Annotated in this window: 15 protein-coding genes and 1 pseudogene; 10 read left to right on the top strand and 6 right to left on the bottom strand. The window is 69.0% G+C overall.

The window, feature by feature from the left end:
* Positions 1-181, top strand: a pseudogene (locus Q0326_RS02650) (two-component sensor histidine kinase); the annotation flags it as partial.
* Between the two features lie 174 nt (positions 182-355).
* Here Q0326_RS02650 and Q0326_RS02645 read toward each other — a convergent pair.
* The 6 genes from Q0326_RS02645 to Q0326_RS02620 form a co-directional block, all read right to left on the bottom strand.
* Positions 356-3,697, bottom strand: coding sequence for a glycosyltransferase (locus tag Q0326_RS02645; RefSeq protein WP_298686802.1), 3,342 nt, complete (start codon positions 3,695-3,697; stop codon positions 356-358).
* 372 nt (positions 3,698-4,069) lie between these two features.
* Positions 4,070-4,558 carry an SH3 domain-containing protein gene (locus Q0326_RS02640; protein WP_298686800.1) on the bottom strand — a complete coding sequence of 163 codons (489 nt, stop codon included), beginning with the start codon at positions 4,556-4,558 and terminating at the stop codon, positions 4,070-4,072.
* 134 nt (positions 4,559-4,692) lie between these two features.
* Positions 4,693-5,400 (bottom strand): glutamine amidotransferase, encoded by a 708-nt coding sequence (locus Q0326_RS02635; protein WP_298686798.1) that lies wholly within the window; start codon positions 5,398-5,400, stop codon positions 4,693-4,695.
* Between the two features lie 4 nt (positions 5,401-5,404).
* A complete protein-coding gene (locus Q0326_RS02630; RefSeq protein ID WP_298686796.1) occupies positions 5,405-6,808 on the bottom strand; it encodes a nitronate monooxygenase in 1,404 nt (467 codons plus the stop codon).
* 80 nt (positions 6,809-6,888) lie between these two features.
* Positions 6,889-8,043, bottom strand: coding sequence for a glycosyltransferase (locus Q0326_RS02625; protein WP_298686794.1), 1,155 nt, complete (start codon positions 8,041-8,043; stop codon positions 6,889-6,891).
* A gap of 79 nt (positions 8,044-8,122) precedes the next feature.
* Positions 8,123-9,019 (bottom strand): alpha/beta hydrolase, encoded by an 897-nt coding sequence (locus Q0326_RS02620; RefSeq protein WP_298686792.1) that lies wholly within the window; start codon positions 9,017-9,019, stop codon positions 8,123-8,125.
* 37 nt (positions 9,020-9,056) lie between these two features.
* On the opposite strand from Q0326_RS02620, the gene Q0326_RS02615 reads away from it, so the two are divergent.
* The 9 genes from Q0326_RS02615 (at position 9,057) to Q0326_RS02575 (ending at position 17,849) form a co-directional block, all read left to right on the top strand.
* Entirely contained in the window at positions 9,057-10,424 is a 1,368-nt protein-coding gene (locus tag Q0326_RS02615; RefSeq protein WP_298686790.1) for a protein adenylyltransferase SelO family protein, read from the top strand.
* Between the two features lie 51 nt (positions 10,425-10,475).
* Positions 10,476-11,879 (top strand): succinylglutamate-semialdehyde dehydrogenase, encoded by a 1,404-nt coding sequence (gene astD, locus Q0326_RS02610; RefSeq protein ID WP_298686788.1) that lies wholly within the window; start codon positions 10,476-10,478, stop codon positions 11,877-11,879.
* Positions 11,876-12,952, top strand: a complete 1,077-nt coding sequence (locus Q0326_RS02605; RefSeq protein WP_298686786.1) for an MBL fold metallo-hydrolase — start codon at positions 11,876-11,878, stop codon at positions 12,950-12,952. Before astD ends, Q0326_RS02605 begins: the two co-directional genes overlap by 4 nt.
* Positions 12,953-13,095: 143 nt before the next feature.
* Positions 13,096-13,884 carry a uroporphyrinogen-III C-methyltransferase gene (gene cobA / locus Q0326_RS02600; protein WP_298686804.1) on the top strand — a complete coding sequence of 263 codons (789 nt, stop codon included), beginning with the start codon at positions 13,096-13,098 and terminating at the stop codon, positions 13,882-13,884.
* Between the two features lie 10 nt (positions 13,885-13,894).
* Entirely contained in the window at positions 13,895-14,191 is a 297-nt protein-coding gene (locus Q0326_RS02595) for a DUF2849 domain-containing protein (RefSeq protein WP_298686784.1), read from the top strand.
* 168 nt (positions 14,192-14,359) lie between these two features.
* A complete protein-coding gene (locus Q0326_RS02590; protein WP_298686781.1) occupies positions 14,360-15,994 on the top strand; it encodes a nitrite/sulfite reductase in 1,635 nt (544 codons plus the stop codon).
* Between the two features lie 119 nt (positions 15,995-16,113).
* Entirely contained in the window at positions 16,114-16,539 is a 426-nt protein-coding gene (locus Q0326_RS02585; RefSeq protein WP_298686779.1) for a DUF934 domain-containing protein, read from the top strand.
* A complete protein-coding gene (locus Q0326_RS02580; RefSeq protein ID WP_298686777.1) occupies positions 16,532-17,305 on the top strand; it encodes a phosphoadenylyl-sulfate reductase in 774 nt (257 codons plus the stop codon). The genes Q0326_RS02585 and Q0326_RS02580 overlap by 8 nt, the downstream gene beginning before the upstream one ends.
* A gap of 193 nt (positions 17,306-17,498) precedes the next feature.
* Complete coding sequence (locus tag Q0326_RS02575) at positions 17,499-17,849, top strand: hypothetical protein (protein ID WP_298686775.1); 351 nt, start codon at positions 17,499-17,501, stop codon at positions 17,847-17,849.
* Positions 17,850-17,855 lie beyond the last annotated feature (6 nt).

The raw sequence follows: 17,855 nt of genomic DNA, 5'->3' as shown, positions 1-17,855 counted from the left end.
GCGCGGCGAGGCGCTGCGCCGCTTCGGCCGGCTCGATCCGGCGCGCCAGCCGGGGGGCGCCGGGCTCGGCCTGGCGCTGGTCGCCGCGGTCGCGCATCTGCACGGCGCGATTCTCGAACTCGGCGACAATGCGCCGGGGCTGTCGGTGCGCTTCGTGCTGCCGGTTGAGGGCGGGGACTGACCTGAACATCCTCCCCGAGCTCGGCTCGGGGAGGGGGACCGCCGGTGCAGCCGGTGGTGGAGGGGCATCCGACACCCGAAACATTCGTCGCCCGTCCGAGGCGTGGTCCACCCCTCCACCACCCTGCGGGTGGTCCCCCTCCCCGAGCAAGCTCGGGGCGGACGAGTTAGCGCCTCACCGCGACGACTTGGCCACGTCCACCCGGCCCGTGCGCGTCTGCTTGCCCCACCCCACCCAGGGCCCCGACAGCGCCGCGGAGACCGCGCGCAGCACCACCGAATACATCAGCTGGCGATAGACGAAGCGTTGCGCGAGCAGCAGCAGCGCCGGATAGCGCTGGCGCCGCGGCTCGAGCCGATAGGCGATCCAGCCGCACAGCAGATCGATCGAGGTGAAGGCGATCCAGTAGATGCCCATGCGCAGCACGTCGCTCTGCGTCTGCGCCCAGCCATGCTGGTGAACGCGGATCGAGGTCGCGATCAGGCTGATCGCCAGCGCAAGGTCGATGATCGGCGAGATCACCGCGAAGGCGATCTGGAACACCCATGCCTGCGGAATGCCGACCAGCGCAAGGCCCGCGGGTTTACGCTCGCGCAGGATGGCGCGGTGCTTCCACAGGCATTGCAGCGTGCCGAACGCCCAGCGGAAGCGCTGCTTGGCGAGCGCGCGGAAGGTCTCGGGCGCCTCGGTCCAGGCGACCGCGTCGACATCATAGGCGACCTCCCAGCCGACGCGCTGGATTGCGATCGTCAGGTCCTGATCCTCGGCGAGCGTATCGACCGGATAGCCGCCGACCGCGTCGAGCGCCGCGCGCCGCCACGCGCCGACCGCGCCGGGCACGACGGTGATGGCGTCGAACCGCGTCAAGGCTCGCCGTTCGAGATTCTGCGCGGTGACATATTCGATCGCCTGCCAGCGCGTGACCAGATTGACCCGGTTGCCGACCTTGGCGTTGCCCGCGACCGCGCCGATCGCCGGATCGGCGAACCAGCGCGACAGCTTCGCGATGGTGTCGACCTCGAACTGCGTGTCGGCGTCGAGCGCGACGATCACCTCGCCCTGCGCGAGCAGCATGCCCTTGTTGAGCGCGACCGCCTTGCCGCCATTCTCCAGCGTCAGCACGCGGACGCGCGCGTCGCCCGCGAACGCCGCCTCGACCAGCGCGCTGGTGCCGTCGGTCGAGCCGTCGTCGATCACGATCACCTCGATCTCGACCTGCTCGCTCGCCAGCACGCGGCGCACCGAGCTCTCGATCACCCGCGACTCGTTGTAGGCGGGGATCAGTACCGAGACGAAGCGCTTGGGGTCGATCTCGGGCACCGGCTCCTTCGACTGTTCGTAGGTCGCGAACAGCGCGAGCACCGCCAGCAGCACCGCGCGGGCAATGCCCAGCCCGATCGCCACGAAGAACAGCCATTTGAGCGTCGCCAGGATTCCGGCAAGGAACAGGAACATGCCGACGTCGGCGCGGACCGCGAGCAGGTCCTTGCCCGAGATCGTCGGCATCACCTGCGCGGGCGACAGCCCGACCAGCTCCGACGCGGTGACGAACTTATAGCCCTTGGCCTTGAGCGTCGCGATGATCGTCGGGAGCGCGTCGAGCGTCTGCTGGCGGTCGCCGCCCGCATCGTGGAGCAGGATGACGTTGCCCGATTTCTCGGCGTCGCCGTCGTACACGCCTTGCAGCGTGTTGCGGATGATCGCGGGCACGCCCGGCCGCGTCCAGTCCTCGCTGTCGACGTGCAGGCCGACGTTGAGATAGCCGTCGTTCTGCGCGCGCAGTGCGGGGACGAGTTCGTCGTCGGTGGTGGGCTCGGCGTCGCCGAAATAGGGCAGCCGCAGCAAGCGTGTGCCGCGCCCGGTATAGGCCTCGATCAGCCGCTGCGTGGCATTGAGCTCGATGCTCGTTCCGCGCTGGCTGGCGAGCGCCATGTTCGGGTGGGTGTAGCTGTGGTTGCCGATCTCGCTGCCTTCCGCGATCTCGCGGTTGAGCAGGCCGGGATGGCTGACCGCATTCTCGCCGATCACGAAGAAGGTGCCGGGCACGCCGTAGCGTTTGAGGATGTCGAGCACCCGCGGCGTCCAATAGCCGTCGGGCCCGTCGTCGAAGGTCAGCGCGACATAGCCGGGGCGATAGCCGACGCGGGTGACGACATAGGGCGTCGGCAAGGTGAGATATTGCTCGCCGCGGATCAACCCGAACTTGTCGCCGGTGATCGTGCGCGAGCCGAGCGTCGGCGTATCGGTGATTCGTAGCAGCTCGCCATTGCCCTCGACATCGACGTCGCCGACCGACTGAAGCACGCTGAGATCGGGGATCTTGCGCGTCTCGAACGCGCCGAGCGCCGCCCAGACCCCCGGGTCCTCGAAGCCGAGCCGCCACAATGCGACGCCGGCCACGCCGATCGCGTCGGCGGCGCGCAGCTGGTTCCAGCCGCTGGCGGCGTCGAGCAGCCAGACGGTGTGGGCGACGCCGTCGTCGTCGGTATAGGCATAGGTCGAATTGCCGCTCGCGGCATCGAAATGGATCTGCGCGTTGCTGTCATGCGCGTTGAGCCACGCCTGCTCGACCGAGGTCGACTCGCCCGGACCCTTGGCGGGCCAGTCGTAGGCATAGCCGCCGATCGCGACGATCGCCTTGGCGGGGCCGATCTGCGCCACCGCCTCGCGCATCCGGTCGATGAACCAGCCTTGCGACGCGATCGGCCCGGGCGCGCCGGTGCTGTCATGCTCGTCATAGTCCATGATGAACAGGCGATCCGCGAAATGCGCATAGGCGCGCAGATTCCAGTCGGAGTCGCCGACCGGCACCGCGAGCGTGACGAGGATGTTCTTGGGCCCGAAGCGCGCCTTGGCCTCGGCGATGAAGCGGATATAGTCGCGCTGTGCGCTGGTCGGCAGTTCCTCGAGATCGAACACCACGCCCGACGCCTTCTCCTGCGCGAGCATCGGCTCGAGCTGGTCGAGGAACGCCTTTCGGGCCCGCGGGTCGTGGAGCAGCGCGGCCATGTTGGGGCCGTCCCAATTGCCCGCCGCGACATTCTGGACGAGCGGAAAGATTTTCGGCCGGTGCGCATCGTTGCGCAGCACCGCGTTGAGCACCCGGTCCTGCACGATCGTCAGATGATGATCCTTGCCGACCACCGATCCCAGCACGGGGACCAGCCAATCGATCTGGCCGATGTGGCGGATCAGCGAAGCCTTGGAACTGTCGTCCCACGGCACGTAGAAGCCGATCACCTGCTGGTGGACGCCCGCGGCGGTCTTGCCGCCGGTCGGTAGCCAACCGGTCAGCGTGCGGCGGAGCACGCGGCCGACATGCGCGATCTGCGCGGGCAGCGGGCGCTGCTGCGGGCGTTCGATGCCGACGTTGAGCGGGCTGGGGGTCGGTACGTTGACGATGGTCAGCGCGAATATGACGACGGCGGCGACCAGTGCCAGGATGATGGCGAACATCGTCCGCTTCGACCAGCGTTTCCGCCGGCCGCTGGGATCGTAGAAAACCGGCGCCTTCATCTCAACCGCACCCGGATACTCCGCATCACGAAAAACGGCGCTCGGCCGGGAGTGGATGACCGAGCGCCGTTCCGTCATGCATCGGCGTGACAGGGTCCAGGCCCGCCGACACCCGATTTCTAGTCTTCCGCCGCGCGCGAAGCCGTTGCGATGGAGTGAAGAAACCGTAATGTCGTCCCCGATGCCCGGCCGGGCGATCGAAGCGCGGGCTTAGCCCGCCGGCGCGCGCAAGGAAAGCGGCGACGCGGTGGTCGCGCCGGCCCAGCCCGTTCCCCGGCAAAAGCCGGGGCCCAGGCCTCACGTCCCTGGTTCAGGCGTCGCGGCCGCCAATGCCTAAGGACATGAACCCGGCCCGCGCCGGGGAACGACGTCTCAGTTGATCGTCTCGCCGGGATCGACGCCCCACAGATGCGTCGCCTCGACATAGCCGCCGCGGCCGTGGACATCGATCCGGCACCAGCCGCCGCCGCATTTGTCGATCCGGCCGACCACGCCGGGTTCGGCGCGCCAGACGATCTTGGCCCCTGGGTTGGGCGAGTCGCGCAGCGCTGCGACGGTGCCCTTGATCATGCCGGCGCGCTGGTCCGAGACGAGATTGCCGATCATCCAGCCCTCGGTGCCTTCGGGATCGCGCACCTTGCGCCAGCCGGGATAGACCTCGATCACCTGCACCGGCAGACCCTGGCGCTGGTACAGCCAATTGGCGGGATAGGTGCGCCCCGGCCCGGTCCGCATCCGCGCCTGGCCCGCCGACAGCGACCCCCAATAGGGTGTCTTACGCTGCGCGCCGGCCGCATCGGCACTGGCTGCCAGCCCGCAAAGCGCGACAATGGCAAGCAATGCCCCGGCGATCGTCTTCATATTGGGTCCCCTGTTGACCATGTCCTGTCGTCTCAGCCGTTCGGAACGCGCGCGCAGGCGAAACGACGCATGACGGCGTCACACACGGCGGGACGGCGCGCGCATCAATCGGCGCGACACCCGGTCCGGCCGTTTCAGCCGCGTCCAGCCGGCAATCCGGCGAGCCAATCGGCGAGCATCCTGCGCCCCGCCGCAACCGCGGCCGGCCCGAGCCGATCATGCGCCGCCCGCAAGAGGGCCACGCTGGTGCCGGCGCCCGCGACATAGTCGTCCGCGCCGTCGCACCAGCGATCGAACGGGTCGTTCGGATCGCCCATCTCGGGATGGCATTGCAGCGCCAATATATCGCCGAGCACGAAGCCCTGCGGTGCGGCCGCGGTCTTCGCCAGCAAGGTGGCGCCCGCCGGCAGGTCGAAGATGTCGCCATGCCAATGCAGCACCGGCACGCCGCCCAGCGCCGCCACCGGCGACGCCCTGCCCGCCTCGGTCAATTCGATCGGCGCGAAGCCGACCTCGCGCACCGGCCCCCGCTCGACCTTGGCGCCCAACGCCGCTGCGATCATCTGCGCGCCCAGACAGACGCCCAGCGTCGGCAGGCCGGCCGCCAACCGCCCGGCGAGCCGGACCAGCTCTCCCGCTATCCACGGGTTCTCCAAGCGCTCATAGACCGCCATCGGGCCGCCCATCAGCACCAGCAGGTCGGGCGCCAGGAAATCGACGTCGCCGAAGCCGGCATCGGCGGCGCCGACGCGCTCGATCGCATAGCCCGCCGCCTCGATCGGCGGCACGAAACCGGCCAGCCCCTCATAAGGGACGTGCCGGACGACGAGCGCGCGCTTCACCCGCTCAGTCGCCGGTCAGGATGCGATCGACGAGCTGCTTCACCGACGGCACGAAACCGTTCGAGTAGAAGGGATCCTGCTTGAAGCGATAGGCGGCGTGGCCGGCGAACATGAGGTTCTGCTCGACGTCGCCGCCATGCGCGATGTCCTGCAGCGTCTTCTGGATGCAGAAGCTGCGCGGATCGGCGAGCCGCCCGGTCGAATTGGTGTCGTTGTCCGCCCAGGACGAGAAACCGCACTGGCTCAGACATCCCATGCAGTCGGCCTGGTCCTTGCGGACGATCTTCATCTCCTCGGGGGTGACGAAGACCAGCGTGTTGTCGGGCGTCTTGAGCCCGGTGGTATAGCCCAGCCCATACCATTCGCGCGCGCGCATCAGGTCGCCGCGCGTCACCCAGAAGCTCTTGCCCTTGACGCCGACGTCGAGCTGGAACTGGTGATCGCCCGCCGCCTCGCCCGAAAAGGCAATCTGCCGCTCGGAGCGCGCCTCGAGATGGCGCAGGAACGGATTGCGCACCGCCGACGAATAGAAGCCGGTCGGCGAGAAGCGGTGGAGCAGGATGTCGCCGTCGTCGAGCGTCATCAGCCGCGCCTTCCAGTCGCCCGGGATCGGGCTCTCCTGGGTGAGCAGCGGGCGCGTACCGAATTGGAAGGCGATGCTGCCCAGCTCGGGATTGTCGATCCAATTGTCCCACTCGCGCAGGAACCAGACATTGCCCGCCATCACGATCGGCGTCGAATCGGGGATGCCGCCCTCGCGCATCGTCTCGCGCAGCGCCTTCACGCGAGGGTACGGATCCTCGGGCCTGAGCGGGTCCTCGGCGTTGGACAGGCCGTTGTGGCCGCCCGCCTTCCAGGGATCCTCATAGACCACCGCCGACAGCCAGTCCGCCGCCTTGGAGTAGGCACGCTTCCACAGCGCGCGGAAGGCGCGTGCCGAGCTGATGATCGGCAGATAGCTGACCTGATGGTGCGCGGCGATCTCGCTGAGCTTGTAGGGCATGCCCGCGCCGCAGGTCACGCCCGAGACGAGCCCCTTGGTACGCTCGAGCACGCCTTCGAGCACGCGCTGCGCGCCGCCCATCTCCCACAGCACGTTGATGTTGATCGCGCCCCTGCCCGAGGCGAGATCATAGGCGCGGCGGACCTGCTCGACCGCGCCGTCGATCGCGTACTGGACGAGCTCCTCGTGCCGCTCGCGGCGCGTCAGCGCGCGATAGATCTGCGGAATGATCTTGCCGGAGGGATCATAGCTGTCGGCATTGACCGCGGACACGGTGCCGATGCCGCCGGCCGCCGCCCAGGCGCCCGAACTCATATGGTTGGTCGCCGAGACGCCCTTGCCACCCTCCACGAGCGGCCACACTTCGCGGCCGCCATAGAGGATCGGCTGCAAACCCTTGAACAACATCTTCCTCCGCCCGGACTTGGACCTGACCCTGTGCATAGCAGGTGCCGATGCGCAAGGCTTCCGAATATTGCTCGGGGTCAATCCGACGTTGGTCCAAGCGCCCCGGGACGCCGCATCGCGCCTTCATACAGGTCGCGATAGGCACTGATCATCGTGTCCTCGCCGTAGCGGTCGCGCGCGACCGCGCGGTTGGCGGCGCCGAGCCGGTGGCGCAGGTCCCGGCTCGCGATCAGCTGACCGAGCGCTGTCGCGAGCGCGTCCTCGTCGTCGATCGGAACGATGAAGCGGCGGTTGATCGGCGCGACCATCGTCGCGACGTCGCCGACGTCGGTCGCGACGATCGGCAGCCCCGCCGCCATCGCCTCGATCATCGCGATCGGGAATTGCTCGCTGTCCGACGACAGCGCGAACAGGTCGAAATGACCGACATAGCGCGCTGCATTGGCCAGGAAGCCGGGCAGCAGCAGCCGGTCGGCGACACCCTCGACGCGCGCGGCGGTGACGATCGCATCGCGCTCGGGGCCGTCGCCGACGATCACCAGCCGACCAACGTTGCCCGATCGCGCGAAGGCGCGCACCAGCCGCGGCAGATTCTTGACGCCGCGCAGGCCGGCCATCGTGCCGACGACGATGTCGCCGGGCGCGCGGTGGAAGCCGGGGATCGCGCGCGGCTCGGGCGAGCGATCATAATGCTCGAGCGCGATGCCGTTGGCGATCCGCCGCACGCGGCGCGCCGGCTGCCTCCAGACCTCGCGCGCGATCGTCTCGAGCTTGGCCGAGGGGACGACCAGCCGCTGCGCCGCGCCCAGCATCAGCTGCCGGAAACGCACGCGTGCGGTCTTCTGGAAGACGAGCTCGTCGGCGTTGAAGCCATCCTCATGATGGACCAGCGGCGGCAGGCGCATCACGTCTCCGTAGAGACGCCGCGCCGCGACCCCGTCCATCGCGCCCCAATTATAGCTGAGCACGAGATCGAACCCCGCCATATAGCGCGCCATCCGCCAATAGCGCCTGGGCCCCGGCTTGCCGATCAGCGAGGGCGCCGCGCCGTCGCACGGAAAGGTCGTGGCTACGTCCGAATCGATCGCATCGCGTGCGCCGAGCGCGCCCGGCACCGCGCTCAGCACGACATGCTCGGCCGCTGCGCCGAACGCGTTCATCAGTCGCACCGCACGCGCTTCCTTGCCGCCGAGCGCGAAGGTCGAATGGAGATGGAGAATGCGGACGGGCATGAGCGCGAGTATCGCACGGAGAGAGTGAACGACTGGTGGATGCCATTCGCCCTCTCGCGCTTGTGGGAGCGGGCTTACGCTACCGCCCTACCCTGACCCGCTGCAGCAGCGTATCGATCGCCGCGATCGCCTCGGGCTCGTCGAGCGCCGGCGCGTGGCCGACATGCGGCACGGTGACCAGATCGAGATCGGGGACACGTCGCGTCATCTCCTGCGCGGTCGCCGCCGACAGCAGGTCGCTGAGCGCGCCGCGCGTCACCGCGACCGGCCGGCCGGCGAGCGCTTCGAACGCCGGCCACAGATCCGCAGGCGGGGCCTCGGTCGGCACCTCGCGGAAGGGTTCGGCGATCCGCATGTCGTAATCGAACACGACGCGCCCCGCCGAGGTCAGCCGGCAGACGCGCTTCGCCATCGCCAGCCAGTCGCCGATCGCATAGCGCGGGAACACCGCCTTCTGCGCGTCGGCCAGCGCGCGGGCGGCGTGCAGCCATGTCGGCCAGCTCGCGCTGCGCCCGACATAGGAGCGGATCCGCGACAGGCCCGCCGGATCGAGCACCGGCCCGACGTCGTTAAGCAGCACGCCCGCCAGCCGCTCGGGCGTGGTCAGCGCCAGCAGCATTGCGATCAACCCGCCGAGCGAGGTGCCGAACAGCACCGCCTTGTCGATCTTGAGCGCGACGAACAGCGCGCCGATGTCGAGCGCATAGGAGGGCGGCGCATAGCTCGCGGGATCGGCCGCCGGGGGGCTCTCGCCTCGTCCGCGCAGATCGACGCAGATCACCCGCCACGCCGGCGACAACCGCTCCGCGACCTCGGCGAAATCGCGCGCGTTGCGGGTCAGCCCCGGGATGCACAGGATCGGCGGCTGACCCGGTTCGCCGCCCGGATAGTCGCGATAATGGAGCCTGAGACCGTCGATCGCGGTCCACCAGCCATCGGCGTAAAGCGGTGCATGATCGTGTCGTTGAGCGGTCATGCTTGTCTCCCGGGGCAGGCGCGCCCCATATCGCGGCATGGACTTCTCCCCGCAAGCGCGCATCCTCGCCCTCGACAACGCCTTCGATCCGGTCGCCGCCGCCGATTTTCCCGACACCATCCTGCGCTTCCGCAACGACCGCGCGGCGGCCGAGGTCGGGCTCGCGACGCTGTCCGACGCCGACTGGATCGCCCGCTTCGGGCGCTTCCAGCCGTTCGAGGGCTCGCTGCCGCAGCCGCTGGCGCTGCGCTATCACGGCCACCAGTTCCGCCACTATAATCCCGATCTCGGCGACGGCCGCGGCTTCTTGTTCGCGCAGATGCGCGACGCGCAGGGCCGGCTGATGGACCTCGGCACCAAGGGATCGGGGACGACGCCGTGGAGCCGGTCCGGCGACGGCCGCCTCACGCTCAAGGGCGGCGTCCGCGAGATACTCGCGACCGAAATGCTCGAGGCGCTCGGCGTCGACACGTCGCGGACCTTCTCGCTGATCGAGACCGGCGAGCATCTCCACCGCGGCGACGAACCCTCGCCGACGCGCTCGGCGGTGATGGTGCGGCTGAGCCACGGCCATATCCGCATCGGCAGCTTCCAGCGGCTCGCCTATCTCAAGGACGAGGCGGCGCTCGACGCGCTGGTCCGCTACTGCCTGACCGAGCTTTATGGCGAGACGCCGGGCGACGCGCCCGCGCTCCAGCTCTACGCGCATGTCGTCGCGCGCACCGCGGACCTCGCCGCCTCCTATATGGCGGCGGGCTTCGTCCACGGCGTGCTCAACAGCGACAATATCAACGTCACCGGCGAGAGCTTCGACTATGGCCCGTGGCGCTTCACCCCGCGCTGGGAGGCGGGCTTCACCGCCGCCTATTTCGACCAGCAGGGGCTGTACGCCTTCGGGCGGCAGGCGCAGGCGATCCATTGGGACGTCGCGCAGCTTGCGATGGCGCTGACCGCGCTCGCGCCCGTCGAGGCGCTGGCGCCGATACTCGATACCTTCGCCGCGCGCTACGAGGCGGCGCTGACCGCCAGGCTGCTGGCGCGGCTCGGCGTGCGGCGACGCGGCGAGGCGGAGGACGTCGCGCTGGCCGACGCGATGACGCGCGCACTGGGCGAAGCCGAGATCGACATCGACCGCTTCTTCTTCGACTGGCGCGGCGGCGCGCTCCGCCGCGACGAGCCCGCCTACGGCGCGCCGATGTTCGCGCCGTTCGTGGCGGCGGTGGCCGACTATGCGCCGGCCGCGCGGCTCGACCACCCCTATTGGTCGGACGCCGCGCCCTGTTCGATGCACATCGAGGAGGTCGAGGCGATCTGGGCGCCGATCGCGGGCGCCGACGACTGGTCGCTGCTCGACGCCAAAGTCCTGGCGATCCGGCGGATGGGCGCCGCGCTTCTCGACGCTTGACCGGTCACCCAAAACGATGCTGATAAAATCCCGAGAGGACGGGCGCCTGTAATGCTGATGTCTACCGAGCCGGCCACCGGCGCCGTGATCTGGGAAGCCCCCGAGGGCGATGTCGACGCCGAGATCGCGCTCGCCCGCGGCGCCTGGGCCGAATGGGCGGCCCGCCCGCTGACTTTCCGCATCGAGACGCTGCGCCGTGTCGCCAATACGGTGCGGGCGCGGGCGGAGGCTTTCGCCGACCTGATCGCGCGCGAGACCGGCAAGCCGCTGTGGGAGGCCCGCACCGAGGTCGAGGCGGTGGTCGCCAAGGTCGATATCTCGGTGTCGAGCTATCTCGAGCGCAGCGCGACGCGCAAGCTCGACGGGCAGATGAACAGCCGCACCGCGCTGCGCCACAAGCCGCACGGCGTGCTCGCAGTGCTGGGTCCGTTCAACTTCCCCGCGCATTTGCCCAATGGCCACATCGTCCCCGCGCTGATCGCCGGCAATGCGGTGGTGTTCAAGCCGTCCGAGAAGACGCCCGCGGTCGGCCGCTTCCTGGTCGAATGTTTCCACGACAGCGGCGTGCCCGAAGGGTGCCTGCGGCTGCTGATCGGCGGCGTCGACACCGGCAAGGCGCTCAGCCGGCACGCGGGGATCGACGGGCTGTTGTTCACCGGCTCGGGCCGCGCCGGGCTCGCGCTTCACCGCCAGTTCGCCGATACGCCCAACAAGATCCTGGCGCTCGAGATGGGCGGCAACAACCCGATCGTGGTGTGGGATTCGCCGACCGTCTCCGATGCCGCGATCCTCTGCGTCCAGTCCGCCTTCACCACCGCCGGCCAGCGCTGCACCGCCGCGCGCCGGCTGATCGTCCGCGACGGCGCGCACGAGCCGCTGCTCGCCGAGATCGCCCGGCTGATCGGCCGGATCATCGTGGGCGACCCGCATGCGACGCCCGCGCCCTTCATGGGCCCGGTGATCGACAACGACGCCGCCGATCGGCTGCAGGAGGGCTGGCTCGATCTGATCATGCGCGGCGGCCGCGCGATCAGCCATCTCCAGCGGCTCGATCCCGACCGGCCCTTCCTCACCCCCGGGCTGATCGACGTCACCGGCATCGACGGCCGCGCCGACGAGGAATTGTTCGGCCCGGTGCTGCAGGTGATCCGCGTTCCCGATTTCGACGCCGCGATCGCCGAGGCCAATGCCACGCGCTACGGCCTCTCCGCCTCGCTGATCTGCGAGCAGCCCGCGCTCTACGATCGCTTCTGGGCCAATATCCGCGCCGGCATCGTCAATTGGAACAAGCCGACCAACGGCGCCTCGTCGAGCGCGCCTTTCGGCGGCGTCGGCCTGAGCGGCAACCATCGGCCCAGCGCCTATTATGCCGCCGACTATTGCGCCTATCCCGTCGCCTCGAGCGAGGCCGAGCAGGCGCGCGCTGCGATCGGGATCGGCCTGCGGGATTCGTGAACCGGGGCTGGGTCCTCGTCGCCGCGCTGCTGCTCGCGGCATGCGGCCGCACCGATTTCTATCACGGGCCGCGCTCGGACCATTTCGACGGCACCCACTTTCACAATCCCGACGGCGAGCAGGGCACCGGCGGCGCGCAACGCGAGGGCTTCTGGCAATATCTCCGCCGCGCCGCGCACGAACGCCACAAATGGCCCACATCGGTGCCGGTCACGCCGAGCACGCCGCCCGCCCGCGTCGAGGGGCAGGCGATGCTGGTCACCTGGATCGGCCACGCCACCGTGCTGGTGCAGACCGAGGGGCTCAACATCCTGACCGACCCGGTGTGGGCCCAGCGCGCCTCGCCGGTGAAGTGGGCCGGCGTCCAGCGCGTCCGCCAGCCGGGGGTCCGGCTCGCCGACCTGCCGCACATCGATCTGATCCTGCTCAGCCACGACCATTATGACCATATGGACCGCCACGCGCTCAGATGGCTGTGGCGGCACGACCGGCCGCTGATCGTCACCGGCTTGGGCAACGACGTCCGCCTCGCCGATCTTGGCATCGCGAGCCAGGCGCGCGACTGGGGCGGCGTCGTGCATGTCCGCCCGGGCATCGACGTCATCCTCGACCGCGCGCACCATTGGAGCGCGCGCAGCGAGACCGACAAGGACCGTACGCTGTGGACCGCGTTCACCGTCACTTTGCCCGGCGGCGACCTCTATTACGCCGGCGACACCGGGCCGGGCGACATGCGGTGGGCGACAGAGGCCGCCGCCCACGGTCCGGTGCGCTTCGCGATCCTGCCGATCGGCGCAATCCACAAGAACGGCGTGGTCACCGGCAACCATATCGGCCCGGCCCAGGCGGTGGACGCCTTCGAACAATTGCACGCCGGCTGGGCGCTCGGCGTCCATTGGGGCACGTTCGAGCTGACCGACGAGCCGATCGACCTGCCGCCGACCTTGCTGCGCGAGGCGCTCGCTGCGCGGCACATCGCACCTGACCGCTTCCGGACGACCGAGGCGGGCGCGCAATGGGTAGTACCGGCGACGAAGGTACCGACAGTTCCCCGGCGGACGCCGGGGCCCTGAGCCGCAAGCGCTGCGATTGGAGCTGCTGGGCCCCGGCTTTCGCCGGGGAGCGGGGTATCCGGACCCCCCGCCCCAAGTTCCGCTACCCCCGGCCCAAGATAGCGTCGGTTGCGATGCAGCGCGTCGTGGTCCATCTCTGCGCCATGGCAAGCTTGCTCGATCCCCATGCGCGCGGACGCGTCGTCCTCGTCGGCGCCGGCCCCGGCGATCCCGATCTGCTGACCGTGCGCGCGGTCGCCGCGCTGCGCGAGGCCGACGTCGTCGTCCATGACGGGCTGATCGACCCGCGCGTGCTCGATTATGCGCCGCCGCATGCGCAGCGCATCTCGGTCGCCAAGCAGCGCGCGCGCCACACGCTGCCGCAGGATGCGATCAACGCGCTGATCATCGCGCACGTCCGCGCCGGCTCGATCGTCGTGCGCCTCAAGGGCGGCGACCCGTTCGTGTTCGGACGCGGCGGCGAGGAGGTCGAGGCGGTGCGCGCGGCGGGGCTTCCGGTCGATGTCGTCCCCGGCGTGTCGGCGGCGCTGGGCTGCGCGGCGGAGGCGATGCTGCCGCTGACGCATCGCGATTGGTCGAGCGCGGTCAGCTTCGTCGCCGGGCAATGCAAGGGCCTGTCCGAGCAGGACTGGTCGGGCCTCGCCGGCAAGAGCCGCACGCTGGTGATCTATATGGGCGTCGCCAATGCCGCCGCGATCGCCGACAAGCTGATGGCCGACGGCGTCGATCCCGGCCTGCCGGTGGCGGTGCTCGAAAAGGGCACGTTGCCGGGCCACCGCGCGGTGCGGACGCTGCTCGCCGATCTTGGCGACATGGTCGCGCGCGAGAAGATCGGCAGCCCGGCGATCATCGTCGCGGGCGAGGTCGTCTTGCTGTCGGACGCCGAGAACCGGCTGAAGGCTTTCGCGCAGCAGGCCGAGGCAATGTCGTGAGGTTTGGACTATGAAGATCGCGACGGGCAGCGACCTGGCAACGGGCGATGTCGTCTGGTGGGACGGCGAGGGCTGGTCGCGCCATATCGAGGCGGCGGTCGACGTCGGCGATGCCGGCACCGGGTTGATCGCGCGCGAGGAGGCGGCGCTCCGCGTCAACGTCCCCTATGTGATCGACGCCGAGCCGAGCCCCGACGGGCCCCGCCCCGCGCACATCAAGGACCGCATCCGCGCCCGCGGGCCGACGGTCGGCGACGATCTCGGCATCAAGCCCGCGAGCGCCGGCGCGGGGAGCTGGGTGATATGACGCGCCACCGACGCCCGTTCGGGCTGAGCGCAGTCGAAGCCTGTCCGGAGCGTAGCCGAAGGGGCCACGCGCCGACGGTGGCTGCACTTCGACTGGGCTCAGTTCGAACGGCTTTTGGCGTGTGGCGCATGTCCCTCGACTGCGCTCGGGACGAACGGATGTCTCTCCATGTATAAATACGACAGTTACGACCAGACGATCGTCGACACGCGCGTCGAGGAGTTTCGCGAGCAGGTCGAGCGTCGCCTGTCGGGCGAGCTCAGTGAGGACCAGTTCAAGCCGCTGCGGCTGATGAACGGGCTCTATCTCCAGCTCCACGCCTATATGCTGCGCGTCGCGATCCCCTATGGCACGCTCGACGCGCGGCAGATGCGGATGCTGGCGCATGTCGCACGCACCTACGACAAGGGCTATGGCCACTTCACCACACGGCAGAACATCCAGTTCAACTGGATCGAGCTCAAGGACACGCCCGACATCCTCGCCGAGCTGGCGACCGTCGAGATGCACGCCATCCAGACCAGCGGCAATTGCATCCGCAATATCTCGTCGGACCAGTTCGCGGGTGCCGCCGCCGACGAGGTCACCGATCCGCGCCCCTGGGCCGAGCTGCTGCGCCAGTGGTCGACCTTCCATCCTGAATTCAGCTACCTGCCCCGGAAATTCAAGATTTGCGTGATCGCCGCCGACGAGGATCGCGCGGCGATGCGGCTGCACGACATCGGCATCCAGCTGACCCGCAACGAAGCGGGCGACGTCGGTGCTGCGGTCTATGTCGGCGGCGGCATGGGCCGCACCCCGATGATCGCGCCGCTGATCAAGGACTTCGTGCCGATCGACGACCTGCTCAGCTACGTCGAGGCGTGTTTGCGGGTCTACAATCGCTACGGCCGGCGCGACAATATCTACAAGGCGCGGATCAAGATTCTGATCCACGAGATCGGCGCGGACAGCTATCGCCAGCAGGTCGAGGACGAGTGGGCGCATGTAAAAACGCTCGGGCTCGATCCGCCGCGCGCCGAGTTCGAGCGTATCGCCGGCTTCTTCGCGCCCCCCGCCTATGACAGCGCCGCGCCCGACACGATCGACCGCAGCGATCCCGATTTCGCTTTGTGGGTCGACCAGAACGTCAAGCCGCACAAGCAGCCCGGCTATGCGATCGCGACGATCAGCCTCAAGCCCGTCGGCGGCATTCCCGGCGACGCGACCGCCGCGCAGATCGACCTGATGGCCGATCTCGCCGAACGCTATTCGTTCGACGAGCTGCGCGTCACCCACGCGCAGAACATCGTGCTGCCCTATGTCCGCAAGGCCGATCTCCATGCGCTGTGGCAGGCGCTCGACGGCGCCGGGCTCGCCACCGCCAATCTCGACCTGATCAGCGACATCATCGCCTGCCCGGGGCTCGACTATTGCAGCCTCGCCAATGCGCGCTCGATCCCGCTCGCGCAGAAGATCGCCAATCGCTTTGCGAGCATGGAGCGGCAGCGCGATCTCGGCGAACTGAAGCTCAAGATCTCGGGGTGCATCAACGCCTGCGGTCACCATCATGCCGGCCACATCGGCATCCTCGGCGTCGACAAGCGCGGTGCCGAAAACTACCAGCTGCTGCTCGGCGGTTCGGGCGCCGAAGACGCCAGCCTCGGCAACATCACCGGCCCCGGCTTCGACGAAGACGGCATCGTCGACGCGATCGAGCGCACCGTCGAGACCTACCGGGCGGTGCGCACCGACGGCGAACGCTTCCTCGATACCTATCGCCGCGTCGGCATCGCGCCATTCAAGGAGGCGATCTATGGATGAGCAAGGCGCTTGGAACCCGTCCTTCGACAGGCTCAGGACGAACGGTGGATATACCATCGACACAATAAATCCGTTCGTGCTGAGCGAAGTCGAAGCACGTGCTGCAGGAGCGGTGGTTCGTGGCTGATCCCCTCCGTTACCGCACCGATGCCGCGCATGAAGAGCCCGCGGTGACGCTCGACGCGTTTCTCGGCCAGACCAACGCAACCGCCGTCCGGCTCGAATCGGATGAGGACGCGCGTGCGCTGATCCCGCATCTCGACCGGCTCGCACTGATCGAGGTGTCGTTCCCCGGCTTCCGCGACGGGCGCGGCTATTCCGCGGGGCGGATCCTGCGCGAAGCCGGCTATACCGGCGAATTGCGTGCGCAGGGCGACGTGCTGGTCGATCAGATCGCGCTGATGCGCCGCTGCGGGTTCGACTCCTTGGTACCGGACAAGCCGCTCGATGCCGCCGCGGTCGCGCGCGCGCTGAGCCGCTACGACGCGGTCTACCAGAAAGCTGCCGATGGAAGGCCGCCCATCTGGGCATTGCGGCATGGCTGAGGCCGCGCGCATCCGCGACGTTATCGATACCGCGCCGCCCTTCACCCAGGCCGACGCGGACGTGTTTGGCGCGCGCTATGCGCACATGTCCACCGAGGCGATGCTGGCGGATCTGCTGGCGGGCGTGCTCAAGGGTCGGACCGCCGCGGTGTCGTCCTTCGGCGCGGAGTCGGCGGTGCTGCTGCACATGATCGCGCAGATCGACCGCGACGTGCCGGTGATCTTCACCAACACGCAGAAGATGTTCGGCGAGACGCTGGCGTACCGCGACACGCTCGCCGAGACGCTGGGGCTGACCGACCTGCGCGTCTATCGTCCCGACCCACGTCTGCTTGCCGCAAAGGACGCGACCGGGCTGCGCTGGTCCTACGATCCCGACGGCTGCTGCGCGATCCGCAAGGTCGAGCCGCTGCAGCGCGCGCTTGCCCCGTTCGATGCGTGGATCTCGGGTCGTAAGGGTTTTCAGGCGAGCACCCGCGCGGCCATCCCGCTGTTCGAGATCGACACCAATCATCCGACCGGCCAAAAGCTCAAGCTCAACCCGCTCGCCGGCTGGGACAAGGCACGGCTCGACGCCTATTTCGAAGACCATAAGCTGCCGCGCCATCCGCTCGAGGCGCAGGGCTATCTGTCGATCGGCTGCTCGCCCTGCACCAGCATCGTCCAGCCCGGCGAGGACGCGCGCTCGGGCCGCTGGCGCGGCTGGGACAAGGTCGAATGCGGCATCCACGCGCCCGTCGACGAGGCCAATCTGCCGAGCTTCTGATCTGCGTTCCCTGACGAAAGCCGGGGTCCAGGCCCGAAGTCCGTGGCGAGCGCGGCGCATCCATAGCGAGATGGGGCGTGGGCCCCGGCGTCCGCCGGGGAACGGCGATGCGCCATCCAACCAATAACGACCGCTCCAACGAATCCTTTACCCTTTTCGGGCAGACCGATCCGGCATTGGGGAATCAGCCGGCATGACCAGTCTATCGAGCATCGTATCGACCGCGAACAGCGTCATCGCCAATCGCCCGGCAACGACCAAGGCGTCGGACGAGCTGCAAGCGCTGTTCGCCAAGCTGCACATGGACGCGATCGCCTCGAGTTCGGCGACGTCGACGGCCACCACAGCGGCCACGACCCCCGCCGCGACCACCACGTCGGCATCGGACGGCGTGACCGGTCTCGTCTCGGGGCTGCGCTCGGTGCTCGACGGTGCGGTCTCCGCGGCCTCGGCGGCGCGCTCGGTCGCCAAGTCGGTGGGCATCTACGCCTCGGGCGCGGGCGTCGCCGGCCTCGCGCTGCATGCGGTCAACAAGCTCGCCTGAGCAGAC

The organism is uncultured Sphingomonas sp., from assembly GCF_937859915.1.
Taxonomy (GTDB): domain Bacteria; phylum Pseudomonadota; class Alphaproteobacteria; order Sphingomonadales; family Sphingomonadaceae; genus Solisphingomonas.
This window is presented reverse-complemented; position numbering and strand designations above follow the sequence as displayed.